Annotated in this window: 20 protein-coding genes and 1 pseudogene; 13 read left to right on the top strand and 8 right to left on the bottom strand. The window is 58.6% G+C overall.

The window, feature by feature from the left end; all coding sequences use genetic code 11:
• The first annotated feature begins 1 nt into the window (after nucleotide 1).
• The 12 genes and pseudogenes from PUW25_RS23440 to PUW25_RS23385 all read left to right on the top strand — a co-directional run bounded on the left by PUW25_RS23440 (nucleotide 2) and on the right by PUW25_RS23385 (nucleotide 15577).
• Complete coding sequence (locus tag PUW25_RS23440; protein WP_274337665.1) at nucleotides 2–289, top strand: hypothetical protein; 288 nt, start codon at nucleotides 2–4, stop codon at nucleotides 287–289.
• A gap of 139 nt (nucleotides 290–428) precedes the next feature.
• On the top strand, nucleotides 429–2852 hold the full coding sequence (locus PUW25_RS23435) for a bifunctional diguanylate cyclase/phosphodiesterase (protein WP_047911348.1): 2424 nt from the start codon (nucleotides 429–431) through the stop codon (nucleotides 2850–2852).
• Between the two features lie 183 nt (nucleotides 2853–3035).
• Nucleotides 3036–3515: a hypothetical protein gene (locus PUW25_RS23430; RefSeq protein ID WP_047912465.1), complete on the top strand. Its 480-nt coding sequence runs from the start codon at nucleotides 3036–3038 to the stop codon at nucleotides 3513–3515.
• 1 nt (nucleotide 3516) lies between these two features.
• Entirely contained in the window at nucleotides 3517–3855 is a 339-nt protein-coding gene (locus PUW25_RS23425) for a hypothetical protein (protein ID WP_274337664.1), read from the top strand.
• A 5-nt stretch (nucleotides 3856–3860) separates the two neighbouring features.
• Nucleotides 3861–4322, top strand: coding sequence for a glutathionylspermidine synthase family protein (locus tag PUW25_RS23420; protein WP_274337663.1), 462 nt, complete (start codon nucleotides 3861–3863; stop codon nucleotides 4320–4322).
• Nucleotides 4280–5275 carry an ABC transporter substrate-binding protein gene (locus tag PUW25_RS23415; protein WP_274337662.1) on the top strand — a complete coding sequence of 332 codons (996 nt, stop codon included), beginning with the start codon at nucleotides 4280–4282 and terminating at the stop codon, nucleotides 5273–5275. The genes PUW25_RS23420 and PUW25_RS23415 overlap by 43 nt, the downstream gene beginning before the upstream one ends.
• 37 nt (nucleotides 5276–5312) lie before the next feature.
• Nucleotides 5313–6662: an ABC transporter substrate-binding protein gene (locus PUW25_RS23410; protein WP_274337661.1), complete on the top strand. Its 1350-nt coding sequence runs from the start codon at nucleotides 5313–5315 to the stop codon at nucleotides 6660–6662.
• Nucleotides 6663–6929: 267 nt separating this feature from the next.
• Entirely contained in the window at nucleotides 6930–8408 is a 1479-nt protein-coding gene (locus tag PUW25_RS23405; protein ID WP_205055311.1) for an Lsa family ABC-F type ribosomal protection protein, read from the top strand.
• A gap of 743 nt (nucleotides 8409–9151) precedes the next feature.
• Nucleotides 9152–9731: pseudogene (locus PUW25_RS23400) on the top strand (TetR/AcrR family transcriptional regulator).
• Nucleotides 9732–9762: 31 nt separating this feature from the next.
• Complete coding sequence (locus PUW25_RS23395) at nucleotides 9763–12951, top strand: bifunctional cytochrome P450/NADPH--P450 reductase (RefSeq protein ID WP_205055318.1); 3189 nt, start codon at nucleotides 9763–9765, stop codon at nucleotides 12949–12951.
• Nucleotides 12952–13073: 122 nt separating this feature from the next.
• Nucleotides 13074–14789, top strand: a complete 1716-nt coding sequence (locus PUW25_RS23390) for a M28 family peptidase (protein WP_205055317.1) — start codon at nucleotides 13074–13076, stop codon at nucleotides 14787–14789.
• Nucleotides 14786–15577 (top strand): GNAT family N-acetyltransferase, encoded by a 792-nt coding sequence (locus PUW25_RS23385; RefSeq protein ID WP_205055316.1) that lies wholly within the window; start codon nucleotides 14786–14788, stop codon nucleotides 15575–15577. The genes PUW25_RS23390 and PUW25_RS23385 overlap by 4 nt, the downstream gene beginning before the upstream one ends.
• A 551-nt stretch (nucleotides 15578–16128) precedes the next feature.
• Here the strand turns inward: PUW25_RS23385 and PUW25_RS23380 are convergent.
• From PUW25_RS23380 to PUW25_RS23345, 8 genes are all read right to left on the bottom strand, one after another.
• Nucleotides 16129–17172: an NADH:flavin oxidoreductase/NADH oxidase gene (locus tag PUW25_RS23380; RefSeq protein WP_274337659.1), complete on the bottom strand. Its 1044-nt coding sequence runs from the start codon at nucleotides 17170–17172 to the stop codon at nucleotides 16129–16131.
• 71 nt (nucleotides 17173–17243) lie between these two features.
• Entirely contained in the window at nucleotides 17244–18140 is an 897-nt protein-coding gene (locus tag PUW25_RS23375) for an SDR family oxidoreductase (RefSeq protein ID WP_274337658.1), read from the bottom strand.
• 130 nt (nucleotides 18141–18270) lie between these two features.
• Nucleotides 18271–19425, bottom strand: coding sequence for a GNAT family N-acetyltransferase (locus PUW25_RS23370; protein WP_274337657.1), 1155 nt, complete (start codon nucleotides 19423–19425; stop codon nucleotides 18271–18273).
• Nucleotides 19422–20750, bottom strand: coding sequence for a F390 synthetase-related protein (locus tag PUW25_RS23365; protein WP_274337655.1), 1329 nt, complete (start codon nucleotides 20748–20750; stop codon nucleotides 19422–19424). Before PUW25_RS23365 ends, PUW25_RS23370 begins: the two co-directional genes overlap by 4 nt.
• Nucleotides 20747–21610, bottom strand: coding sequence for an MBL fold metallo-hydrolase (locus tag PUW25_RS23360; protein ID WP_274337654.1), 864 nt, complete (start codon nucleotides 21608–21610; stop codon nucleotides 20747–20749). The genes PUW25_RS23365 and PUW25_RS23360 overlap by 4 nt, the downstream gene beginning before the upstream one ends.
• The gene (locus tag PUW25_RS23355; protein WP_274337653.1) at nucleotides 21607–22605 is read right to left on the bottom strand and encodes an NAD-dependent epimerase/dehydratase family protein; all 999 of its coding nucleotides are present in this window, start codon (nucleotides 22603–22605) and stop codon (nucleotides 21607–21609) included. Before PUW25_RS23355 ends, PUW25_RS23360 begins: the two co-directional genes overlap by 4 nt.
• Nucleotides 22602–23846: an ATP-grasp domain-containing protein gene (locus PUW25_RS23350; RefSeq protein ID WP_274337652.1), complete on the bottom strand. Its 1245-nt coding sequence runs from the start codon at nucleotides 23844–23846 to the stop codon at nucleotides 22602–22604. The genes PUW25_RS23355 and PUW25_RS23350 overlap by 4 nt, the downstream gene beginning before the upstream one ends.
• Nucleotides 23836–24837, bottom strand: a complete 1002-nt coding sequence (locus PUW25_RS23345; protein WP_274338476.1) for a beta-ketoacyl-ACP synthase III — start codon at nucleotides 24835–24837, stop codon at nucleotides 23836–23838. The genes PUW25_RS23350 and PUW25_RS23345 overlap by 11 nt, the downstream gene beginning before the upstream one ends.
• Nucleotides 24838–25353: 516 nt before the next feature.
• Here PUW25_RS23345 and PUW25_RS23340 point away from each other — a divergent pair.
• The gene (locus tag PUW25_RS23340) at nucleotides 25354–25704 is read left to right on the top strand and encodes a hypothetical protein (protein WP_274338475.1); all 351 of its coding nucleotides are present in this window, start codon (nucleotides 25354–25356) and stop codon (nucleotides 25702–25704) included.
• Nucleotides 25705–25748: the final 44 nt, after the last annotated feature.

The following is a 25748-nucleotide window of genomic DNA, read 5'->3' as shown; positions in this document are numbered from 1 at the left end:
ATTGCCTGAACAGAAGGAGGCGATTCAGATCTGGGCGGACACGGATGCCTCGCTTCACCTTCTGCCTGCACTGCCGAAGTCGGAGATGGAGAATGCTGAGCTGTCTGCCATTATGCAGGAGGTCGACAAGCATGTGGATGAAGTGTCTCTCAAGATAATTATGGGGATTGAGCCGCTCTCCGAGTTTGACAGCTATATACAGCAGCTGAAATCTATGAACATTGAGCAGGCCATTGCTATTCAGCAGCAAGCGCTTGACCGTTACAACAGCGGTGCCCGTCATCCTTAACATAACACAGCCTTAGTTCGTTATTAGACGAATTAAGGCTTCTTTGTTGATTAAATGGTGACTCGTGATGTTACTTTTTGCATTTTATTGGACGATATATTATTCATTGGTGTGTATGACAAATGAAAGAGGGACTTCCATGGAACACAATGAACATTCTGTTGACCAATTGTTGGTACTATTCTCGTATCTGATCGCTGTCGTCTCATCCTACAACGTATTGACATTGGCGGGAACTCTGAACAGGTCGAAGGGAGCAAATCGGGCCTGGCTTGTGTACGGAGCCATTGTTTTGGGGCTGGGGGTATGGTCCATGCATTTTGTCGGCACAATGGCCGGCTCTACTCACCTGACCGTTACCTATGATCTGACGCTGATTCTGGCTTCTGTTGTGGTCGGGATTGGAGCTTCGTTTGTCACCTTGTATCTGGTAGCACATGAATCATTGACCAGAACGCGATTATATCTAGGGGCGAGCATCATTGCGGCAGGAATTGCCTCTATGCACTACATGGGGATGGAGGCTATGGATGTTGACATCTATTACAACTGGGTTTATGTGGTCCTATCTGTGCTCGTTGCTTTTCTGGCGTCTGTTGCAGCTTTGTGGCTCTCCTTTTATTTTGTTAAACATCCAAAGTATACGAAGAGCTGGTATTATAAAAAGCTCGCCGGTGCGCTCGTCATGGGTGCTGCAATTTCCGGTATGCACTATATCGGCATGCTGGGGACTGAGTACGATATGAATCATATTCATATGGACCAGTCAGGGGTTCAGCTCGATCAAATATGGCTTGGTTATCTCATTGCCGGCGGAGCTATGCTTACTCTAGGTCTCTCTATGATTGGATTGTATGTGTCACGCAGGTTCTCTCATCAGGAGATGGAGAGGCGAGAGCAGGAACGATGGTATAAGTCCCTTTATGATAACAATCAGGATGGGGTAATCTCGGTCAATTTGAATCATCACATCATCGGATTTAATCCTGCTGTCGAGCGAATCACGGGGGTAGCAGAAGAAGAACTGAAGAACCGGCATATTGAAGAGATTCTTCCGATATTTCACCCGGGTGAACAGGAGAGAGTCCGGGAAATGTATAAGAAATCTGTAGCAGGGGAGAAGCTCAGCTACGAATCGGTGATCTATAATCGGTCGGGAAGCCGTGTTGATCTTAACATGGTGCATGTACCCGTCATTATCGAGGGGAAGGTAACGGGACACTACATTATCGTTAGAGATGTTACCAATGAGAAGCAAGTGAGGGAGAGGAATCAATTTCTAGCGTTTCACGATGATCTGACCGGCTTGCCTAATCGAAGATTGATTAATAACGTGCTTGCAGATCTGATTGACAGAGAAAATAGTGAGTCACAGCCATTTGCGCTAATGGTGATGGATCTGGATCGATTTAAGATTATCAATGATTCGCTGGGTCATTTATATGGGGATCTTCTTTTGAAGGAGATAAGCAAGAGGATCGTTCATCATACCACGGATAAAAATGTGGTGATAGGACGTATCGGGGGAGACGAGTTCTCCATATTGCTGCTTGATTATACACATGAGTCAGATGCTGCTGAACTGGCTGAACGCTTAATGGCCGTAATCAGTGAGCCTTATGATATGAAGGGAAACAACTATTATGTCTCGACCAGCATTGGAATCGCAGTATATTCAGTCCATGGCAGGGACGCAATCCAGCTGATGAAGAATGCCGATACGGCGATGTACGAGGTGAAGAAGAACGGGAAGAACGGCTACCGCTTCTTCTCCTGCGAGCTGAACGCCCAGGTCGAACAGCGGGTAGAGCTGGAAGCCGACCTGCGTAGAGCGTTGGAGCGGGGTGAATTTTTACTCCACTACCAGCCTCAGATCCGGGCAGATGATGAGTCCATTATCGGGGTCGAAGCCCTCGTAAGGTGGAATCATCCGACGAAGGGGATATTGCCTCCTGGACTGTTCGTCCCTGTGGCAGAGGATACCGGATTAATCATGGAGCTGGAGTCGAGGGTATTATACGAAGCATGCCGCCAAATGCAGTCTTGGCATGAATCAGGGGCGCCTCTGATCTCAGTAGCCGTCAACCTGTCATCACATCAGTTCTATCATTCGAGCCTGACACAGCAAATTAAGGATGTTATTGAGCAGACGGGGCTTGAGGCCAAGTACTTGGAGCTCGAAATTACGGAAAGTCTGATGATGAATCCGGAGGTGTCCAGCGGCGTACTCAAGGAGCTGGCCAATCTGGGTATTAGAATAAGTCTGGATGATTTTGGAACCGGCTACAGCTCGCTGAGCTACTTAAAAAAACTGCCCATTAACAAGCTCAAGATCGACCGTACCTTTATTCAGGATATCGCTCACAATGATAATGATAAAGCGATTGTTGCCAGCATCATTGATATGGCGCATCATTTGAATTTGAATGTCATTGCCGAAGGGATTGAAACGAAGGATCAGCTGGAGATTCTCAGCCAGCATAATTGCAGAGAGGTTCAAGGCTATTACTTCAGCCGTCCTCTGCCTGCAAGTGAGCTGGAAAGAGTGTATCTTCATCCGTGATCATTTACTTCGGATTCCTCACTCCGAATGTTGCATACAATCCTTATCCATATAAAAGGTGTTAAAGGAAATTTTGAAAATTTTTGTAACCTCTTCCCCTGTTGGTGCGTTTAAAATTAAGCATAAACAAGAGGCCTGATCTGTAAGGCAAGAGAAGACTCAAGATGGGAGACAGATAACAACATGCATGTACCGGTAATATATGAGCACTGGTCTGAGTCGGATAAGAAAGTGATTGAACCGCTCACTCAGCTTCATGTGTCTCAAGAAGAGCTGTTTGTCCGCAAGCTGGTGAATGCAACGATCATTCGCGGCGAGCTGTATGAGCATACGGCTAACGAATCGGAAGATGGACATCGACATTTGATCTACGCGAAGAAATTCAATCCGGAAGACTACAGCTATGGAAAAGCACTGTATGAAGCCGCATTCGATGCTTATCAAGTATCGTCAGGCAGTATCGCTTGTGAATATGTATTGTGGAAGGGGCGATCTTTCCAGTCGTTCGAGCTGAATATCCCTCTGTCCTCGACAATGGATATTGCACGGCTCCTGCTGGATCATTATCTAGTTCACCGTGATGAAACCTATGAGAGTGTGTACACCGTGTTTGATACCGATCGGTCCAAGGTTGTGCTGTATTTGAAACGAGGTGAATTCTAAGATGAACGGACAGAACCCTGAAATGACGGAAGACAGTAGACTTAGAACGAATAAGCCTCCTAAGAAAATAAACGCACAGAAGATGGTGACCTTCTCTCTTCTCCTCACCCTCCCTGTAGCGCTGGCAGGCTGCGGCAATAATTCGGATGACTGCTACGATTATAATAATGATGGATATTGTGATGATAACAGCGGGTCGAGCGGCGGCGGAGCTTATTACTATGGAGGCAGCAGCGGATCAAGCTCATCATCAGGCAAATCCTCAGCTACTTATAAATCAAGCTCGAGTTCCAGCTCCAAGGGCTTTGGCAGCGGCGGATTCTTCAGCTCTGGAGGATAAGCCGCATGAATCGAATTTTGCCATTTGATAAGCCGCATGATGAAATTTTTGCCGGGGAGAGAGCTGAACAGATTCCCTACCATCGGATGTACGGCAAACAGTATTGTCTCCCTGCTGCAGTACGTTACTCGGAAAAAGAAATCGAGCAGCTGATGTATGCGTCAGAGATAATTGACAGCATCTATCTGAGTACACTGCGCTTTGCTCAGCGATATTTGCCGGATGCCTTTCTTACGCAGCAGCTGGGTGTTCCCGCAAGCCTTATTCCAGCAGCACGAATGGAGGTCCCTGGACACGGGGTATCCAGGCAGGATTTTATTCTTGCGCCCGGCGGGAAGATCAAATGTATTGAGAATAATACGGATACCCCGACGGGAATTCCCGAAGCCTCGTACCTTGCACGGGAGCTGAGGAAGGCAAGCTGTTGGAGCTGGACCCGATCATCAAGCGGCAGGAGTACGACTTGAGCGGCTACATGCCGGCCGTTCTCGCCAAGCTCCGGGAGGAGGGGGACGGCAAGCTGTATGGTCTGTCCCCGAATTTCAGAAGCTTCGGTCTCTATTACAACGCCGCCTTGTTCGAGAAATACGGGATAGAGCGGCCTCGCGATTCGATGACGTGGGAAGAAGTGTTCGAGCTGGCGAAGCGGTTCCCGGCTGACGGAGAAGGGAACGACAGGGTGTACGGGTTTACGTTGGACGGATTTTCGTCGCCGCTGACGGACATTGTGTACAGCCTGATGGCGCAAAACAGAAAAATTCTCAATGCGGACGGGACGGCGGTCGGGCTGGAAGGCGATTCCTGGAGGGGGATTTTCGAATCGATCGTCAGCGTCGTGCGATCCGGGTCCTTCTACTTGCCGACGCCGGAAGAGACCGCCAAGCGGACGAGATTCATAGAGGACGACCGATTCCTGATGGGGAGGTCGGCCATGACGTATCGGGATCATCTCTATCTTCGCCAACTGGAGAATGCCTCCGTCGACTGGGCGGTCGTCAGCGCTCCCGTCGATGCGCTTAATCGCACGCAGAGCAGCGCCTACGAGCCGGGTCCGGCATTCGTCATCAGCAGGCAGTCTGCCAATCCCCGCGCGGCGTGGGAATTCGTCAAGTACGCCAATTCCGGGGAGTTCGCCCAGATCAAGTCGAAATCGAGCTCCGACTTCCTGTTCAGCAGAACCGAATACATCCGTCCTCCGTCGGAGCGCGACGTGACGGGACTGTATACACTGGATCCTGTCGCGAATGCGAGCGACGAGTTCGCGGCGCTCGAACCGAGGCTTAAAGTCGACTTGGTGGAGTTGATCGCAAGCGAATTGACGGCCGCGGCGGAAGGCAGCAAGACGCTGGACGCGGCAATCGAAGCAATGCGCGAGGACGGCAATGTTTTGCTGGCGCAGATGAAGGCGGCGAGACCGTGAATGCTCGCGAGAAAAAACGGTCAAGGGGCTGTTCGACATGAACCATATAGGCCGGATAAAATCGGCGATTCTCGCATTTGCGCTAGTCGTCGCAGGCTGCGACGGCGGAAGCGCGCCAAGCGGTGAGTGGGCGCCGCTCGGCTCGGAGGAAGAAGCGGCGATAAGAATCGGCTATTGGAGCGAGAAGCAATTCAACGACGACTACGGATTGATGTTTCGGAGCAAGTATCCGAACGTGAGCTTCGAAGTAATCGGCTTGGACGACCTGTATTCCGACCCGACCCTGACCGCCGCTCAGGCGTATGCCAAGTATATCGAACGTCATCAGCCGGACGTCTTGTATCTCGGCAATACTTACCGAACGTTGGCCCAGGAAGGAATGCTGCTTGAACTGGACCCTTGGATCGAGAAGCACAAATTCGATCTGGACAGCTATTCGCCTGTGTCCCTCGCGCTTCTTCGCCAGGAAGGGGACGGTAAGCTGTACGGGCTAAGCCCGAATTTTTCTTCCTACGGAATTTTCTACAATGCAAAATTGTTCGAGAAGCACGGCGTCATGCTTCCTCATAACGCGATGACTTGGGAAGAGCTGTTCGAGCTGGCGAAGCGGTTTCCGACGGCCGGGGACGACGACAGCCGGCTCTACGGATTCACGATCGACGGCTACTCGTCTCCGCTGTTCGACATTCTGTACAGCCTTGCCGGCCAAAATAGAAAGCTGGTGGACGCCTCGAAGTCAAGGTTGACGGTTGACGGCGAGCAGTGGAGAAAGCCGTTCGAAGCAATCGTCGACGTATTCCGCTCCGGTTCGTTCCGCCATCCTTCGCCCGAAGAGCTGACCAGAACGATGAGGACGGCCGGGGACAATCGGTTTCTTGCCGGCCAGTCGGCGATGACTTACAGCCAGTCGTATTTGATTCGGGCGTTAAGCTCTTCGGCCCTCAATTGGGGCGTCGTCTCCGCGCCGGTAGACGGGCTCGACCGGTCGAAGAGCGGCTCGTATAGTCTGGACGGCGTGTTCGCCATCAGCAAGACCACCCGCAACGCGCGGGCGGCATGGGAATTCGTCCAATACGTCAATTCGGCCGATTTCGCCCAGGTGACGTCCAGAGCGGGCAGGGAAGTGCTGTACAGCCGTTCCGAATTCATACGGCCTCAGGAGGGCCGGGACATCTCCGGCTTGTACAGTCTTGAGCCTCTGCTCCACGCAGATGAATCGTTCGCTTCACTTCCGAATCCGGTTCAAGCGAAGCTTACGCTTGCGATCGTTAACGAGCTCATCGCGGTCATCGATCATTCCAAAACGCTGGACGAAGCGATCGAAGCGATGCTGGCGGAAGGGGAGGAGATACTGCTTCAAACGAATGCGGAGGAGAAGTCCGGTTGAAATGACTCTTTGATCGTGTTAGGATATACGTATTCTAATGTTGGGAGTGAATGGATCGAATGTGATTATTCTTGCGAACGGTAAAACAATATCGCTTCAAGCGATCGTCTGTTTTATTTTGTCGTGCAAGAAAATTGCATTCCTCTTTCGCTCAGACCGTATATCCTGATTCTGCCCGCTTGCGGGTCGGGTTAGCCGTATATCTATTTGAGTCGCGAGAATGTAATTTTCTTGCGGCTTATTTATTTGTGCGGAGGGATGTATTTTATGTCATTAATTAATGTGCAAAACCTTACGTTCGCCTATGACGGCAGCTACGATAACATTTTCGAAAACGCGAGCTTTCAGATCGATACCGATTGGAAGCTCGGATTCACGGGGAGGAACGGCAGAGGGAAGACGACGTTCCTCAACCTGCTGCTGGGCAAATACGAATATGAGGGAACGATTCACGCGAGCGTGGATTTCGAGTATTTTCCGTTCCCCGTGCGGAACAAAGAAAGCAATACGTTGGACGTCGTCGACGAAATATTGCCGGACTACGAGTATTGGCAATTGTCGCGCGAGCTGTCGCTGCTCAAGCTGTCGGACGACGTGCTGTACCGTCCGTTCGAATCGCTGTCCAACGGGGAACAGACGAAGGTGCTGCTGGCCGCGCTGTTTCTGAAGGAAAACAGCTTCCTGCTGATCGACGAACCGACGAACCATCTGGACTTGAACGCCAGACGAATCGTGAGCGACTACTTGAAGGCCAAGAAAGGCTTCATTCTCGTCTCGCACGACCGTGCCTTCCTCGACAACTGCGTGGATCACGTTCTGTCCATCAACAAGACGAATATCGAGATTCAGCGCGGCAATTTCTCCGACTGGTGGGACAATAAGCAGCGCCAGGACAACTTCGAGCAGGCCGAGAACGAGAAGCTGAAGAAGGACATCAAGCGTCTGAACGAAGCGGCCAAGCGGACGAGCAAGTGGTCGGACGAGGTGGAGAAGTCGAAAACCGGCATCCGGAACGCCGACTTCTTCGTGGACAGAGGCTATATCGGCCATAAGGCCGCGAAAATGATGAAGCGTTCCAAATCGATGGAGCGCAGGCAGCAAGAGGCGATCGACGAGAAGTCGAAGCTGCTTAAAAACGTCGAAAATGCGGAACAGCTGAAGCTTGCGCAGCTTGCTTACCATAAAAGCCGGCTTGTCGAGCTCGACCGGGTATCGATCCGCTACGGGGAGAGAACGGCGTGCGAGGACGTCGGCTTCACGGTCGAGCAAGGGGACAGAATCGCGCTAATGGGACCGAACGGTTCCGGCAAATCGAGCATTCTCAAGCTGATTTGCGGGGAAAAGCTTGAGTACGACGGTACGCTCAGGGTGGGAAGCCAGCTCAAAATTTCCTACGTCTCGCAGGACACGTCGTTTTTGCGCGGCAGCTTGACGGATTACGCGAGGAGCAGCGGCATCGACGAAAGCTTGTTCAAGTCCATTTTGCGCAAGCTCGACTTTGCCCGGGTTCAGTTCGAGAAGGACATGTCCGCCTACAGCGGCGGGCAGAAGAAGAAGGTGCTGATCGCGCGCAGCCTAAGCGAGCAGGCGCATCTGCACGTATGGGACGAACCGCTCAACTTCGTGGACGTCATCTCCCGCATGCAGATCGAAGAGCTGCTGTTGGAGCATTCGCCGACGCTTCTGTTCGTGGAGCACGACAGCGAGTTCTGCGACAATATCGCGACTAAGGTCGTGCGGCTGTAATAGGGGGATTGGCGGGGCTGCAACCGGATGGGATCGGGTTAGAGTGAGTCGAGGCGTGTGTTTAGGGCTGCAACCGGACTGGGTCGGGTTAGAGCGAGCGTCGGCGCATTTTTAGGGCTGCAACCGGATGGGATCGGGTTAGAGCGAGCAGCGGCGTGTGTTTAGGGCTGCAGCCGGACTGGGTCGGGTTAGAGCGAGCGTCGGCGCATTTTTAGGGCTGCAGCCGGATTGGGGCGGGTTAGAGCGAGCGTCGGCGTGTGTTTAGGGCTGCAGCCGGACTGGGTCGGGTTAGAGCGAGCGTCGGCGCATTTTTAGGGCTGCAGCCGGATTGGGGCGGGTTAGAGCGAGCGTCGGCGTGTGTTTAGGGCTGCAACCGGATTGGGATCGGGTTAGAGCGAGCCACGGCGCATTTTTAGAGCTGTAGCCGGGTTGGGTCGGGTTAGAGCGAGCCGCGGCGCATTTTTAGGGCTGCAGCCGGATGGGGGCGAGTTAGAGTGAGCGTCGGCGCATTTTTAGGGTTGTAGCCGGATGGGATCGGGTTGGAGCGAGAGAATAGAGGTTGGTGAAGCTTGTAGCCCGACTGCGTCGGGCTATTCTTTCTGTCCATCATTTTTGTCGGACTGACTCATGGGGATAGCCCCTTCATCATGCAGCAGAGTTGATATTGCAATTAAAATGAGATAAAATGATATCAAATGATAGATCATACTATCATATACAGTGAAAAGGAGGAGGAAGAAGCTATGAGCAGCGGCAGAACGGCAGCCAAGGAGGCGAAGCTTCGCGCCATTCTCGACGCGGCGACGGAACTGCTCGTCGAGAAGCCGACCGCTTCGTTAAACGATATCGCAGAATACGCCGGCATCGGCATCGCCACGCTGCACCGCTATATCGAAAGCAGGGAGCAGCTTATGCTGCAGCTCGGCCTGCGGGCGGTCGAGGTTGTGGAGGAGACGTTAAGGCGGATTCGGCCCGTCGGGGAGATCGGCGACGATTACATTCGGGGAGCTGATCGAAGCGCTTATTCCGCTTGGCGACAAGATCAACTTCCTCGCCAACGAAACATCGCTTCACTACAGCGAAGAGATGGGCGCTGCCGAAGCAAGGGTGAAGGAGCCGATCCGGGAAGCGATCCGATCGCTCCAGAGCGGGGGCGCATTCCGCGAGGATATGAGCGCGGACTGGATTTTGGAAGTGCTGTATTCGCTGCTGTTCGTTACCTGGCAGCAGGTTCACGAGGGGCGCATCGCCAGCAAATCGGCGGCGAAGCTGGTTATCGACACGTTGTATCACGGTGTGGCGGCAGACGCGGATCGCGGCTGACGATATCCAATCGGAGAGGATGTGGAGCGCGATGAAGACCGGTTATGTTCCCGAACCGAAATCCTACGGCTTGCTTGGCCATCTGTCTTTGATCGATAAAGAAAAGCCGACCCTGTCCATGTGCAAGCTGGCGGAGGAGCTCGGCCCGATCTACCGGCTGCGGGGCCCCGGATTTTCCATGCTTGTCGTGTCGGGACACAAGCTAGCGGCGGAAGTGTGCGACGTATCCCGGTTCGACAAGAACGTCTACGGCGAATTGCAGAACGTGCGCGCCTTCAGCGGCGACGGGCTGTTCACGAGCTGGACGCACGAGCCGAACTGGCGCAAGGCGCACAACATTTTGCTGCCGACGTTCAGCCAGCAGGCGATGAAAGGTTACCACGACATGATGACGGATATCGCTCTGCAGCTCGTGCAGAAATGGGCGCGGCTGAATTCCGACGAGAGCATCGACGTGGCTGACGACATGACTCGGCTTACGCTCGATACGATTGGCTTATGCGGTTTTAACTATCGATTCAACAGCTTCTACAAGGAGAGCCACAGCCCGTTTATCGTCAGCATGGTGCGCGCGCTGAACGAGGCGATGAATAGGAGCGGACGGCTCGGCATCCAGAATTTCTTCATGGTCAAGACGAAGCGGCAGTTCCAGGAAGATATCGCGACGATGTTCGAACTGGTGGACAAAATTATCGCCGAGCGAAAGGCCAAGGGGAGCCAAGGCGACGTCGATCTGCTGGCCCGCATGCTGAGCGGCAAAGACCCGCAGACGGGGGAGACGCTGGACGATGAGAACATCCGCTACCAGATCATCACCTTCCTCATTGCCGGACACGAGACGACGAGCGGCCTGCTGTCGTTTGCGCTCTATTTTCTGCTGAAAAATCCGTCCGCGCTCAAGAACGCCTGCGAGGAAGTCGACCGCGTGCTGACCGGATCGATCCCGACGCACAAGCAGGTTACCCAACTGAAGTACATCCGCATGATTCTGAACGAGTCGCTGCGCCTGTGGCCGACCGCTCCGGGGTTCGACTTGTACGCCAAGGAGGACACGGTGATCGGCGGGCAGTATCCGATGAAAAAAGGAGACACCGTCAGCGTGCTGCTGCCGCAGCTTCATCGCGATAAAGAGGCATGGGGAGAGGATGCCGACTCGTTCCGCCCGGAGCGGTTCGAGGATCCGTCCAAGGTGCCGAATCATGCCTACAAGCCGTTCGGCAACGGAGAGCGCGCCTGCATCGGCATGCAGTTCGCGCTGTATGAGGCCACGCTTGTGCTCGGCATGATTGTCAGGCATTTCGAGCTGATCGATCACCGCGACTATCAGCTGGACGTAAAGCAGACGCTGACGATTAAGCCCGGCGACTTCACGATGCGCGTCCGTCTTCGTCCTGGACGGCAAGTATCGGCGGCAAGCGCGGCTCCGGCAGCGGCTGAAGAGATCGCCGGGCAGCAGGAGGAGCGCCAGCCGCTTGCTCCGACCGCCGTGCCGGGGGCGGAGAAGACGTCCTTGCTCGTGCTGTACGGCTCCAACCTCGGAACGGCGGAAGGCATTGCCCGGGCGGCGGCCGATTCGGCCCGCGCATTCGGCATGAAGGGCGAGGTCGCGCCGCTTAACGATTGGGCCGGCAAGCTGCCGACGGACGGAGCGGTGCTGATCGTGACCGCGTCCTATAACGGCAAGCCTCCGCAGAATGCAGCCGGCTTCGTGAAATGGCTGGAGCAGGCCAAGCCGGGGGAACTGGAAGGCGTGCGCTACGCAGTGCTCGGCTGCGGCGACCGCAACTGGTCGAACACGTACCAGAGCGTACCGCGATATATCGACGAGCTGCTTGAGAGGAAGGGCGGCCGCAGAATTTCCGCCCGGGCGGAAGCTGATGCCGGCGGCGATACGGAAAAACAGCTCGGGCAGTGGAGGCGGGCGCTGTGGGCGGATATCGGCAAAACGTTCGAGCTGAACGTCGGCGGAGACGAGGGGCGGGAAGGGCCGGCGCTGGGCGTTCGGTTCGTCAACGCGCCGCCGGACGTTCCCTTCGCGCGAACCTACGGCGCCGCGTACGCCGACGTGCGCGACAACTGCGAGCTTCAGTCGGAGGGCAGCGGGCGGAGCACGCGCCATCTCGAAATCGCCGTACCGGCAGGAACGGCATACCGGGAGGGCGATCACCTCGGCGTGCTGCCGGTTAACGGCAAGGATAACGTCGACCGCGCCATTCGCCGCTTCCGTCTTAACGCGAGCAGCCAATTGATCTTGACCGCGGAGGGGAGCGGCGCTGCGCATCTGCCGCTGAACCGTCCCGTGAACGCAGGCGATCTGCTCAGCCATTGCGTGGAGCTGCAGGAGCCGGCGACCCGCGCGCAATTGCGGGAGATGGCCGCGTATACGGTCTGCCCGCCGCATAAGCGCGAGTTGGAGAGCTGCCTGGAAGAGGCCGCTTACGAGGAGCGCATTCTGAACCCGCGTGTATCGATGCTGGATTTGCTCGACAAATACGAAGCGTGCGAGCTGCCCTTCGAGAAATTTCTGGAGCTGCTCCCGCCGCTTAAGCCGCGCTACTATTCGATCTCCAGCTCGCCGCGCGTCCAGCCGGAACGGCTAAGCATAACGGTCGCCGTCGTCCGGGAGCCGGCCCGAAGCGGGTTGGGCGAATATCGCGGCGTCGCTTCCACTTACTTGGCCGGCCGTCAAGCGGGCGACGACGTGCTCGTATTCGTCCGCTCGCCCGAATCGGGCTTCCGTCTGCCGGAAGATCCGGCTGCGCCGATCGTTATGGTCGGGCCGGGAACGGGCGTGGCCCCGTTCCGGGGTTTCCTTCAGGCGCGGGCGGAACTGAAGAAGCAAGGAGCCGGGCTTGGCGAGGCTCATCTGTTCTTCGGCTGCCGGAGCGAGGCGGATCATCTGTACCGGGAAGAGCTGGAGCAGTACGAGAAGGAGCGCATCGTTACGCTTCATACCGCCTATTCGCGGATGGAAGGAAAGTCCAAGACGTATGTGCAGCATTTGCTGTCCCGCAACGCCGCCGAAATCATCCGTTTGTTATCCGAGCAAGGCCATCTTTACCTTTGCGGAGACGGCGTCAGGATGGCGCCAGACGTCGAAGCCGCGCTGATGCAGGCATATCGCGACGAGCGGGGAGCGACGCCGCAGGAGGCGGCGGATTGGCTGCTCGCCCTGGAGCATGAAGGCCGGTACGCAAAAGACGTGTGGGTCGGAAAATAGCAAAGAAGGTCTCGGGCCGTCAAGAAGCGAATGTAATCTTGACGGCTTTTTCGGCTATGTTGCGATCGCAGGCAACGACGGCTTCGGCCAGCCAATTCGACTCGTCCGTCAGGAGGGCTTGCATGACTTCTCAACCGCCTCTCGCCGGCAGAGCTTCCGCCGGAGCCGGCGCGGGCGCGGCGCGACTGCTGAAGCGCACCGGCATTGCCTCGGCGCTGTTAGTCGCGCTGTTCGCCGGACTGCTGCAGGTTCGCGCTCCGCAGCCCGCCGGTCCGGACGCTCCGGCCGACGCGTTCTCCGCCGCACGCGCGATGGAGAAGGTCGGTGTCATCGCCGCCGAGCCGCGTCCTGCCGGATCGCCCGCCCATGACAGGGTGAGGGATTTTTTGCTGGCGGAGCTTACAGGGCTCGGACTTCAGCCGGAGGTGCAGACGGCGGAAGCCGATTCGATATGGGAACCCGGGCGTCGCGTCCCCATCGAAAATATCATCGCACGTTTTCCCGGCACGGCCGGCGGCAGCGGCAAAGCCGTCTTGCTCATGGCGCATTACGATTCCGTCCCGGGCACTCCGGGAGCGGGAGATAACGCGGCGGCCATCGCCGCCATGCTCGAAACGGCGCGGGCGCTTAGAGCGGGCGAACCGCTCAAGAACGACGTGCTGCTGCTTATGACGGACGGGGAAGAAATGGGGCTGCACGGAGCCAAAGCGTTTGCGTACGAGCACCCGTTGGCAAGGAGCGTCGGGCTGGCGCTTAATTTCGACGCGCGGGGCAATCGCGGGCCTTCCTTTATGTTCGAGACGAGCGAGGACAACGGCGGCCTGATCCGGGAATTCGTTCGGGGGGCTCCGCAGCCGGTAGCGTATTCCCTGCTGCATTATGCGTATAACCTGCTGTCCAACGAAACCGATCTGACCCCGCTTATGGACAGCGGGCTGCCCGGCATGAACTTCGTGTTCGCCATGGGGCTGAACGCTTACCACAAGGAGAGCGATACGCCGGACAATCTGGACGCCGCAAGCCTGCAGCACCACGGCAGCTATATGCTGGGCCTTGCGAGGCATTTCGGTGGATTGGACCTGGAGAATATCCGGCGGGAGGATAGAGTGTATTTCAACGTTTTCGGCGGAACGATGGTCAGCTATACGCACACTTGGGCGGTCGGTCTGACACTGCCGTGCGCGCTGCTGCTCCTCGCCACGCTATGGCACGGATTCAAACGGCGGCGCTTGACCGTCGGAGGACTGGGAGGCGGCCTGCTGCTGGCGCTGCTCGGCATAGGCCTGACATACGGAATCGGAGCGCTGGCATGGTCGATCGTTCGGGCCGAGGCGTCGCCTCCTCAATATGCGGAGATCGTGGAAGACCCGATCGTCTCCGCGTTCTATTTTGTCGGCGTGCTGGCATTGGCGCTGGCGATCGCGTTTGTGCCGGTTCGGCTCGTCTCCCGATTGATTCGGGCGGACGATCTGTGGGGCGGCGCGCTGCTGCTGTGGATGCTGTTATGCGCAGGAACGGCGCTGTGGCTGCCGGGCGGGAGCTACCTGCTGCTGTGGCCGCTCCTGTTCAGCTTGATCGGCTTGAACGTCAGCTTCGCCGTGCAACGGAATGCGGCCGGGATGCTCTCCGCTCTATCGGCGATGCCGGGCATCGCACTTTTCGCGCCGGTCGCGTATTTGACGTTCGTTATGCTCACGTCGGAAATGACGGCAGAGCTCGTCGCGTTCTCGACGCTTCCGTGCACGCTCATCTATCCGCTGTTGAAGGGCGCGGGACGCAATGGGAACGGGAAGGGCGCCAGTAGAGGGAAAGAGGAAATGGAGGAGCAATTGACTTGATTCGAGAATTAACGCCGGATGAGCTTGATCAAATTTTAAGTACGATAGACAGGAAACGTCATTTTCTATACTACTCGTATCTCACGATCCGCAGGCCCAACACGATTCATTTCGGACAGTATTCGGAGCGGGGGGAACTGCTCGGCGTATTGGCTTTTTTAAGAGGACTGCCGTTTCACGCCTTCTCCGTGTATCCTCTGGCCTGTTCGTTCCGGATAGGACCGCTGTTGTCGTTCGCGCGAACGCGGCTGAGTCTGCCGGACGGCGCCACAGGCAGCTTTATCGTCAACTCGAAGGATTTGGCCGATCTGGAGGCGCAGCTGAGATGGACGGGATCTCCAAGGGAACTGCTGCTGATGAAGCACGTTCGCGAAGAGATTTTGCCTTTGCCGTCTGAAGGACCGCAGGTTCAACTGCTCGACGCTTCGTATTTCGGCCGGATCGAGGCCAAGCAGCGGGAGTGGAACGCGATGGCTTTTTCCCGGGAAGAACTGAACTATCCGTTCTACGGGGTGACGGAGCAGGGGGAGCTGGTGGCGGCGGGCGGCTACCATGTCTTTACCGACGAATACGCGGAGCTGGGGAACATAGGAACGGACGTTGCGCGAAGAAGGAGGGGGCTCGGAACAAAAGTGTGCGCGGAGCTGACCCGCCATGGAAGGGCGGCTTGCGCCGAAGTGTACTTGAACGTGCTGACGGAAAACGAAGGCGCGGTTCGACTGTACGAATCGCTGGGCTACGAGATCGTGTGCAGGCAGTATATTGCCGAATTCGCCGTCGAGGGCTGAAGAATGCGCGCGGCTGGACGAAAAGGAAAGAGGGGCTGGGACAGCCCCCAACCCCTTAAATACGAGGGATGTTGTCAGGTTAATCTAAATTCGCGAGGTTGTAGGAGCAAATGTTCGCAATCGAACGACTCGGAATCGCATAGGACGATGGGATAACGTTATGGGTTTCGGACGTTGACGGTTGAATGAAGGTTAGCGTTATGGCGTAACGTTATTTCATGGGTTCAGGACGAGATCGGGGGACAAATGGGGAAATAACGTTATGCCGTCGCTCTATTGGCCGCTAGCCTGGCCCGCGTCGGGCATTTAACGTTACGCCGTAACGTTATGCGATTACCGCCATCACCACGACCACCATCGCGACCATCACCAACGACCACCATCGTCACGATCACGACGTCTACCCAACGGCAGTTGTTCCCCGCGAGCCAGGTTCCCGCCCACCCAACCTTGTGCAAAGGGATGGCGGTGTCGCGAAGCGTTGTTCCTGGCTGTATGCGTTGCTCCCTCTCTGGGGCTTAATCTGACCACATTGGGACAGCCCCCTCATCTTAACGGACGTAGATGCCTCTTGCGTATTGTACGGGCGGTTCGGCTTTTCTGGCGACGGTCATAATCGCGTGAAGCGCCCAATAAGGATCGTTCAGCATACCCCGCCCGACGGCGACCAGTTCGGCGTCTCCGTTGCCCAAAGCGGCCTCGGCCAAGTGCGGCTGGTCCAAATTGCCGACGGCGATGATCGGCACGTTCAGCGCTTCCTTGAAGGCGCGCGCGAACGGAAGCTGATAGCCGGGATGATTGGCGGGCTTGCGGCTGCCCGGAGGCGCTTCGCCGCCGCTGGATACGTCGAACATATCGACGCCGGCGTCCTTGTAGCGCTTCGCGATCCGCAGCGCATGCGCGAGGTCGTAGCCGCCGTCCATGTATTCGACCGCGGACATGCGCATGATGAGCGGCATGTCCGCAGGCATGACGCTGCGCGCGGCCTGCACGATTTCCTCGCCGAAGCGAGCCGGATCGCGTCCGTATTCGTCGGAGCGATTGTTGATGCCCGGGGAATGGAACTGGTGGATCAAGTAGCCGTGCGCGCCGTGCAGCTCGATCGTGTCGAAGCCGGCCTCGACGGCGCGGCGGACGGCGTCCCGGAACTTCCCGACCATCGTCCGGACTTCCTCGGCGCCCAGCGCCCGCGGACGCCGGGAGACCGGGTCTCCGTTCGCGCCCGGAACCGGGATATCCGACGCTCCGACGGGCGTCGGCGCATCCTCCGCTTTGCGTCCTGCGTGCGCGATCTGGATGCCGATTTTCGCCCCGTATTTATGTACCTCATCGACGATTCTCGCGAAGGCGGGAATTTGCTCGTCCGACCAGAGCCCCAAGTCGCGGTCGGTTATTCTTCCGTCCGGCTCCACGTCGGTCATCTCCACAATGATCAGTCCCGCGCCGCCTATCGCCCGGGAGACGTAATGAACGAAATGCCAATCGTTCGGCTTGCCGTCGTTCGTCTCGACGGAGTATTGGCACATGGGCGGCATGACGATGCGGTTTTTCAAGGCGAGCCCTTTCAGGGAAAAGGGGGAGTCTAGATGGGTCATCGCTGATCTCTCCTCAGTCTATATAGATTGAACCAATGAAACGGGAAGTTCAACCTATATAGTTAATGGTGTTAAATTTCTTTCGTATTGGCGTTCTCCGGACTTGTTGTCTTGGACGCGCCCCGGTCCAGCGTCTTGCGAATCGCGGTTTCGATCCAGCGCCAGGGCAGAAAACGGACGGCGGTCACCAGCAAACGGGCGCCTCGCCCGATCGGATGCCTTAGCTTGCGCGTTCGGCCGGAGGCTGCCAGCCGGGCGACCAGCTCGGCGACTTCCCGCGGATGCGGGGCGGATTCGGCCGATTTGCGGGCGAAGCCCAGCACGGAGTTAAGCATTTTCCCGTAAGGGGAGTCGGGCTTGGCGTGGATCGCAGCGAAACCTTTGTCCCAGATCGGCGTACGATAGGCTCCGGGCTCCACGAGGTACACCCGGATGCCGTAGGGCGCAACCTCGAGCCGCAGACTCTCGCTGAAGCCTTCGACCGCGAACTTGGAGGCGGCGTATGCTCCGTAGCCGGGCAAGCCGATCCGCCCGCTGACGCTGCCGATCTGGATGACCGTTCCTTCGCGCTGCCGGCGCATGATGGGCAGAACGGCCTGCGTCGCAGCGACGACGCCGATGAAGTTCGTCTCCATCTGCGCTCTCCACGCTTCCAGCGGCACTTCTTCGGAGAACCCGCCGACGGCGTAGCCGGCATTATTCACGAGCGCGTCGATCCGGCCGTAGCGTTCCATAATATGCGCGACGGCCGCTTCAATCGATACGGGGTCGGTAACGTCAAGTCGGACGACCTCCAGCCTGTCGCCGACGCCGAGCCTGTCCGCTTCCTGCATGAGCGGTTCCCGGCGATCCGGATCGCGCATCGTGGCCACGACCCGGTACCCGCCGCGGGCCAAGGCGGTGGAGATCAAAAGGCCGAAGCCGCTGGAGGCTCCGGTTACGAGGGCGATTCGCTCAACGGTCGACATGGGTCAACCTCCTTCTGCTGCTCGAATGATATGGAACTGCTGTTCGTTTGTACCGTCTCTCCCAGTGTACCACGTTTTGCTCCTTGGGGCTTGCCGCCCGGGGAGGGAGAGAAGCAAGGCAATTTCTGCGCTACAGCTTGTGCTTTCTCAGCAGCGGTACGCCGATGCGATTCAGCAGCTTGCCGAGCGTCGCCCAAGGCATGCGGCGCTTCAGCGGCAGATGCCGCACGTAAACCGCAGAAAATTCGATCTCCGCCTCGGCGCCCCGATTGCGCTTGAACTGGGCCGCGCCGGAGCTTTCGTGCAGCAGAAATCCGCGCTCGCCTGCCAATTCGATGAGCCGGGCGGACAGCATCCGGTACAAGCCGAGCTCCTGCGGCAGCGAAGTGTCGTAGCCGAACAAAGGCGTCGTCATCACGCCGTCCCTGGCGTAGAAGCCGAGCGCCGCGTCAAGCCTTCCGTTGCGGCGAAATCCGTGCAGCTCCAATATGCGGTTATCGAGCGCCTCCTCCAGAAAACGTTCCGTGAACTGCGGATTGTGCCAGGAGTACTTATCGAGATACAGCAGACGATACAACTCCGCGATGCGGGGGAGATCCTGCCGGGTTACGTCGCCGGGGCCGACGGTCTCGTAGCCTTCCTTGGCAGCCAGCGTGCCGTCCCGCTTCAGCAGCCAGCGGGATTTGGCGTTGCCGAAGCCGGCATCGCCGGTTCTCAGCAAGTAAATTTGTCTGCTCGGGACGAGCAGGCAGCCCTTGGAACGAAAGAGGTCCAGCATGGGCGCATTGAGAGACGGATTAAGCGAGCGAAAAGCGATCGCATGCCCGGGGAAGCGGGCGACCAGCTTGTCCAGCACGGCGTCCCATTGCGCGGCGTTCAGCTCCGGGTACAGATTGGTCGACAGCAGCCAGTTGTTGACGTGCACGACCCGGTTAAAGCCGCTGAGCTTCAGCAGGCGGCCGATTCCGGACAGAAGCGCGTCCAGTCCGGCAATCAGCGCGCGGTTGCCCAGCAAGTTAAGCTCCTGTTTCGCGTAGCTGACATAGTGGGTGTACGGGGAGCAGACGTAGCTGTTGTCGTACTCCTCTTCATTCACGGTGATCGGAAGCGGAATCCCGTCCGCCGTCAGCACGAGGATCCGGGTACGGACGTTCCGTACGAACCGCTCTGAACCTTCCTGCAGAAGAGGCAGCAAATACCGCTTGGCATAGCGTCCGTATTCGTTGTCGGGCCACTCGAGTTCGCTCGCGTCGGCCGCTTCGTACAGCTCGACTCGGGACTTCAAAGCTTGTATCTCCTTTCGACGCGCCTCAGCTTCGCGATGCCGGCTTCATGCGAGTAGGCGGAGAAGACGATTCGCGGCGTACGGCAGCGAAGGCGGCCGCACAACGCTGCGATTGCCGCGCGAACCCGCTCTTCGGCCATGTCCCGCTCCGCCTCCGGCAGCTCAAGCTCGACCGTCCATTCGTCCAGTCCCGTCTGGATCGCCCGGTATTGCGCGATAGCGGGAGAAGCGCCGATAATCGCGCGCGTGACGAAGTCCGGGTAGATCGTGACCAGCGCTTCGTCTTCGTCAACTCTGCTACCCGTCGCATAGAAAATATCGTCGCAGCGGCCTTCGATCCGCTCGATGGCCGTAAACGGGGAGCCGCACGGGCAGGGCTGCTCGCTCTCGGTCAGCAGATCGTTGAGCCGGTAGCGGACGATCGGCTGAGTCGTGCGGGAGAAGTCGGTCACGATCGGCACGAACGTGCGGTCTTTGCCGGGTACGTACTCTTTTTCGATATAGACGAGATCCTCATTCAGATGCAGCGTGCCATAGGGGCAGGTGCAGCCGAGAAACCCTTCCGTGCATTGATAGATTTGGTGGACGGTCTGGCCGAACGCCTCCTCGATGTATTCCCGGTCAAGCGGGTCCAGCGCCTCGGCGACGGAGATGATCCGCTTGGGCTTCGTTAGCAGGTTGCCGGAGCGGGCGGCTTCGGCAAGGCGGCGCAGCACGGAGGGAGGGGCGGCAATGACGTCGGGCCGCTGGCGTTCAAGCCGCTTAAGCTGATCGGGCAGCGGATCGAGCAGGTCGTAAAATGCGAACGACAGCCGCCTGCCGCGCACCGATTCGTACAGATTGCTGTTCGCCCTCAGGAAGAAGGCGATCGAACAGCGGGAGAGGAGGGAGCCGGGCAGCATTTTGCCAAGCACCGCGCCCGCCCAGCCGGCCCGCTCCCGTCTGTCGACGAGAAACAGTCCGCGATTGCCGGACGTGCCGGAAGACAGGCCGATCGTCACGTTCCCGATGGCGGGCTTGAAGTCGCGCGACGCTTCGGCCGCCTCGGCCACCGCGAAGGCTTGCGCTTTTGCGATGCCTGCCGTATTGAGGCTGTCGAAGTGGGCCATCATCACCGACTTGTCGATCGTCGGGAAGGAGCGCCACTGCTCCGACGGGATAGAGCCCCACCATTCCCGGTAAAAGGCAGAACGCTCGCGGACTTGCGAGACGTGCCGGACGACGAGCCGTTCCAGTTTCTTTTCGAACGCTTGGCGATTCGTAGTTCCGCCTCGTTTTCTTCCGCTTCTGTAGTGCTTGATAAAAGCAAGGGCGTCCCGAATCATAAGCGTCTTACCTCCCGGCTGTCGATATCGTAGAACTCCCTGCAATGGCTCGGCACGACGATCAGATCAGGATCGGACGCTTGCCAGCTTCGCAGCCTGCGGAACGAGTCGCGGTACGCCGCGCGGTCGTGCATGACCAGCCCTGCCGCCGGATGGGGCGGTCGGTTGTCGCGAAGCGCCTGGCTCGACCACGAGGCGTCGGCGCAGAGCAGCACGCGCGAGCGGGATGTGGACAGCAGCAGGCCGATCTGGCCAGCCGCGTGTCCCGGCATGGCGATCGCGATCAGGCTGCCGTCGCCGAGCAGATCGTAGCCTCCGTCGAACGGAATGCTGTCCGGCAGGGAGACTCGCTTGGCCAGCGTTTCGATCGGCTGCGCGGTTTCGGCGAAGCGATCGGGCAGCAGTCCGGCGACGAAGCCCGCACGGGTGGCCCGGAAAGGGCCGAGGCGTCGAACGGCGTCGTAGGCTGCCTGCGGGTACAGGAAGCGCGAGGACGGGAAGTCCCGCGCGCCTCCGATATGGTCGGCGTGGAAGTGCGAGAGAATGACACTGCGGACGTCCTCCGCGGCAATGCCGAGCCGGGCGAGCTGCCGGACGGCGGTGTTATCCTCATGCAAAATGACGGGCGTGAGTCGGCGGTACAGCGAATAGGGAAAAGAACCGGTCAGCTCGCGAAATCGCGGAGAGTAGCCGGTATCGAACAAAATCCAGCCCTGCGAAGGGTGGCGAATGCAGGCGAAGCCGGCCGGATAGGCGGCCGAACGCAGCGAGCCGCCCCGCAGCGTCACGAATTCGGGATGCAGGCAATAACCGGCGGACAGGAGCAAAAGCTCGACCTGGACGGGATGCTCTCGGTTCATGACGGGTTGCTCCTCCACCAGTCCGCGAATCGGCGCAAGCCCTCGTCGAGCGGGATTCGCGGTTCGTAGTTCAGCGCTTGGCGCGCTTGGGCCAGATCGAGCGTCTGGCTGTAGGCCAGCAGGCCGACCGTATACCGAGTAAAAGGCGGCTCCGCGCCAATCGCCGGGAACGCTCTGTACAGCCACTCCATTGCGCGTCCCGCGGCAAGCGCGGCAGGCCGGGAGACGCGCCGGGTGCGCAGCGGCAGCTCCAGCAGGGCGAACAGCCGCCGCAGCAGGTCGATCAGCTTGACGGGCTCACCGTTCGACAGATTGTAGATCGCGCCCGCGGCGCTTTCCGGCGCGTTGCATGCCTGAACGAGCCCGTCGACCGCGTTGTCGACATAGGTCAGATCGAGCAGCGCCTCGCCTCCGCCGATAAGCGGAATGCCGCGCGAATCGTTCACCCGCAGCAGCCGAGGGAACAACGACGTATCTCCAGGGCCGAATACGGCTCTTGGCCGCACGATGATCGAAGACAATCCGTTGCCGGCCGCATCCGCGACGACCCGTTCCGCCATCAGTTTGGTGGCGGCGTAGGCGTTCACAGGCTTGCGAGGCAGCTCCTCTTGCTCGGAAACGAGCAGCCGATCTCTGTAATTGAAGTAAACGCTTGGCGTGGACACATGGACCAGTCTGCGCGCTCCGTGACGAAAGCAGCCGGAGACGACATGCTCCGTGCCGCCGACGTTGGTCTCATAGAAGTCTCGGTAGGCTCCCCACGGAGAAGACAGCGCCGCGCAGTGAATGACGTAGTCGCGTCCGGCGCAGGCGTCTTCAATCTGCTGCCGGTTGCGCAAATCCGCCTGAAGGAAGGGGATACCCTGAGCGGCCAGCTGGCGGCCGATTTTCTCGTCGCGTCCTAGCCCCGTCACGTCCCATCCCAGATCGCGCAAGCGAACGGCCGTCGCTCGGCCCAGAAATCCCGTTGCTCCCGTTACCAATACTTTTGTCATCGTTCACCATTCCATTCGATATCCGAGGTAGACGCTTCTTGAAGCGTCAGGCGTTGCCGGGCGGCCGTTCGGCGCGTCCAGGCGAGCAGCCGAAACTGTTCCGCAAAAGGCTTCGGGTCTTCCCGGCGATACACGACGTCACGGCTGCCTCGCCAAGCGCGCAGCCATTCGCCGAGCGTTCGTTCGCGGACGGCCTGGACGAGCCCGTAGCTCAGCATCGCGGCCGAGAGCATCGCGCCTTGTCTTGATTGTGCGGCAGGAGAGGCGATTCGCCCGGCCGCCAGAAGAGCGGCAGGACACAGCAGCGCCTCCGCCAGCCGGCCGTCCGATCCGAACAGATGCACTCCGCTCGTCGCCCTCGGATTGCATTCCATCGGCAGGACGGCGCCTTCCGGCGAGATCATGAAATCGAAGGCGATCTGCCCGGTAAAGCCGATTCCCGCGACGAAGCGCCGGACCCAATCGAACAGCTGCGGCTGGCTGGCCGGCTCGTAATGGATGCTGGCGCCCCGGCCGGCGCGAAAACGGCTGCGGTATGCGGCGTGAGCCGCGATCCGGCCCTCGTGCGCTACGCTGTAGGTGCACCATTCTTCGCCGCGCAGCAGCTCCTGGACGATCCAGGGCCGACGGTCAGACACGCCGGCCTCGGCCAGCTTGCGCGCGATTTCCTTACGGCGGGAGTCCGGCAAGGGAGTGCGGCGCAAATCGAGCAGCAGCGTGCGCGAAGCGAATCGCGAATAGGCCGGCTTGAGCGCGATGCCTTCGGCGAAGCGGGGGCTGTCCAGCAGCAGCAGCTGCCAGCCGTCCGGCGTGTCCAGCGTCACCGTGTCCGGGACGGGAAGTCCGAGGCGCGCCGCGGTTTCTATAAATTTGCCTTTGTGGTGGAGAGAGTCCAGTTCCGCCAGAGGCGCCGCCAGTACGCGGCAAACGCCCTCGAATCGGTCGAGCTCCTTGGAAATGTGGAAAATCTCCTCGCAAGTTGGAATCAGCGCGTCGATGCGGTGTTGTTCGGCAATCGCGCACAGTGCCGCGGCGTATTTCTCCGAATTTTCGGAGGGCGGGGGGACATGGAAGCTTCGTTCGACGGAACGGGATACCCGGCACAGGTGATAGGGCGCGGATTCGGCCGCGTAAACCCGATGGCCGGCGGCGCGGAACAGGCGGGCCAGCTCCAACGCTGCCGGAGAGCGGCCTCCTGTAAGGAGAACGCGCTGCGGCTCCGTTTCCGGCTCAATAGTCAAGGATCAGCCCTCCCAGCGTCAGTCCCGCCGCCGTTCCGATCAGCAGCACGCGGTCCCCCCGCTCGATCCGTCCCGTCCGGATCGCTTCATGAAGGCCCATCGGGAGGGAGGCGGCGATCGTATTGCCGTGGTTCGGCGTAATATAGACAAGCTGGCGCTCGGCTATGCCCAGCTTCTTGCGCATGAGGCGAACGGCCATCGCGCTGCCTTGGTGGGGGATGACCGCTTTAAGGTCCGACATGACCGTTCCCGCCGATTGCAGCAGCTCCTCTGTGAAGTCGGGCAGCAGGCGAGAAGCCATCTTGTAGATGGCCGGACCGTCCATCGAGAACAGATAGTCGTCCGCGGCGGCGGGACGATAGCCGTTCGGGTGACGCCTGGTGCCGCCCGCGCGAATCTCGGAGAAGGCGGCTCCGGCGCTGTAGGTGCGCATGGAGGCGCCGACGATGGCGGACGGCTCGCCGTCCTCCGCCGGACCGAGGACAACGGCGGCTGCTCCGTCCCCGAACAGCGCGGCGCTTTCCTTGTGCCGCCAATCGAGGCCGACGGAAGCGATCTCGGACGTGACGATCAGCACGTAGCGGTATCTTCCGGCCGCGATCATGCAGGACATGGCGTCAAGCGCCGCCAGGAAGCTGAGACAGGTGGAATCAATATCAAAGGCGGGGACGCCGGACTGCTCCATCCCCAACTCGCGTTGAATGAATACGGCGGAGCAGGGGAGAGCTTGCTCCTTGGTGCCGCTTGCGCCGACGAGGCAATCCATGTCGGTGAACTTCAGGTTGGCGGCTTGAAGGGCGGCTTGGGCGGCTTTCGCGCCCATGGCGGATGCGGTGTCGTCTTCTCCGGCGTAGTGCCGGGAGACGATGTCCGTCACCCTGCGCGTCCAGCCCCGGGAAACGCCGAGGCGATCGTCCATCTCCAGATCGGAGATCGGGCGGCCGGGCAAGTATTTGCCCGTTCCGTATATTTTGACTTTGCGAATGTTCATAGAGAGATCTCCTTCCCGCGCATCGTTCCCGCAAGTTCATTGTGCCGGAAAGAGGACGGACCGAATAGTACCAATTTCGCCTGGTACCTCCGTTATTCGACTGCAAACATACATGTTCGACAGAAGTCGCGCAGGTTCCTGTCGCCGGATCGGGACACGCCAAATAACCCGAACCGATTGCGGTCCGGGCTAGGCACGCCCTAATGGATGCGACCTTATTGCTCCGCTTTGACGATGCTTTTGCCGAACAGATACAGAACGCCGACCCCTCCGAACATAAGAGCAAGCAGGAAATAGAAGTAAAACACGCGCGCCACCTCCCGGAATTGGATTAGGAAATCGAACACCCCAACTGTAAGCCAGACTGGAGGAGCTGTGACCACCCAATTGCGAGAAAATGCGGCCAGCCAAAAAGCTTGGTAACGACTGGCGTTGGGGAACAGGGAAAGAGACAGAGGCAGGGCGGCGTAATGACAGGGGCACAGGCGAGCCTTGTGCGACGGGTCAGGAGGGCGGATGATAAGCTCGCGTGGCGGTACTGTTGGGGGAGGCGGGTCAGGCGGTCGGACAATAAGCTCGCGTGGCGGTACTGTTGGGGGAGGCGGGTCAGGCGGGCGGATGATAAGCTCGCGAGGCGGTACTGTGGAGGGCGACGGGACAGGCGGTCGGACAATAAGCTCGCGTGGCGGTACTGTTGGGGGAGGCGGGTCAGGCGGGCGGATGATAAGCACGCGTGGCGGTACTGTTGGGGGCGGCAGGTCAGGCAGTCAGACGATAAGCTCGCGTGGAGGTACTGTTGGGGGCGGCGGTTTGTGTTGTGCAGGATGCTCCGTGTGGAGCATCCTGCAGTGGAGTTGGAGCCATTAGTTGAGTGTCGGGAACGATCCGACGTTGCCGTCCAATGGGTTTCG

It is taken from the genome of Paenibacillus urinalis, from assembly GCF_028747985.1.
Taxonomy (GTDB): Bacteria; Bacillota; Bacilli; order Paenibacillales; family Paenibacillaceae; genus Paenibacillus; species Paenibacillus urinalis.
The sequence above is the reverse complement of the archived record's forward strand: the minus strand, read 5'-3'. Positions and strand labels throughout refer to the sequence as shown.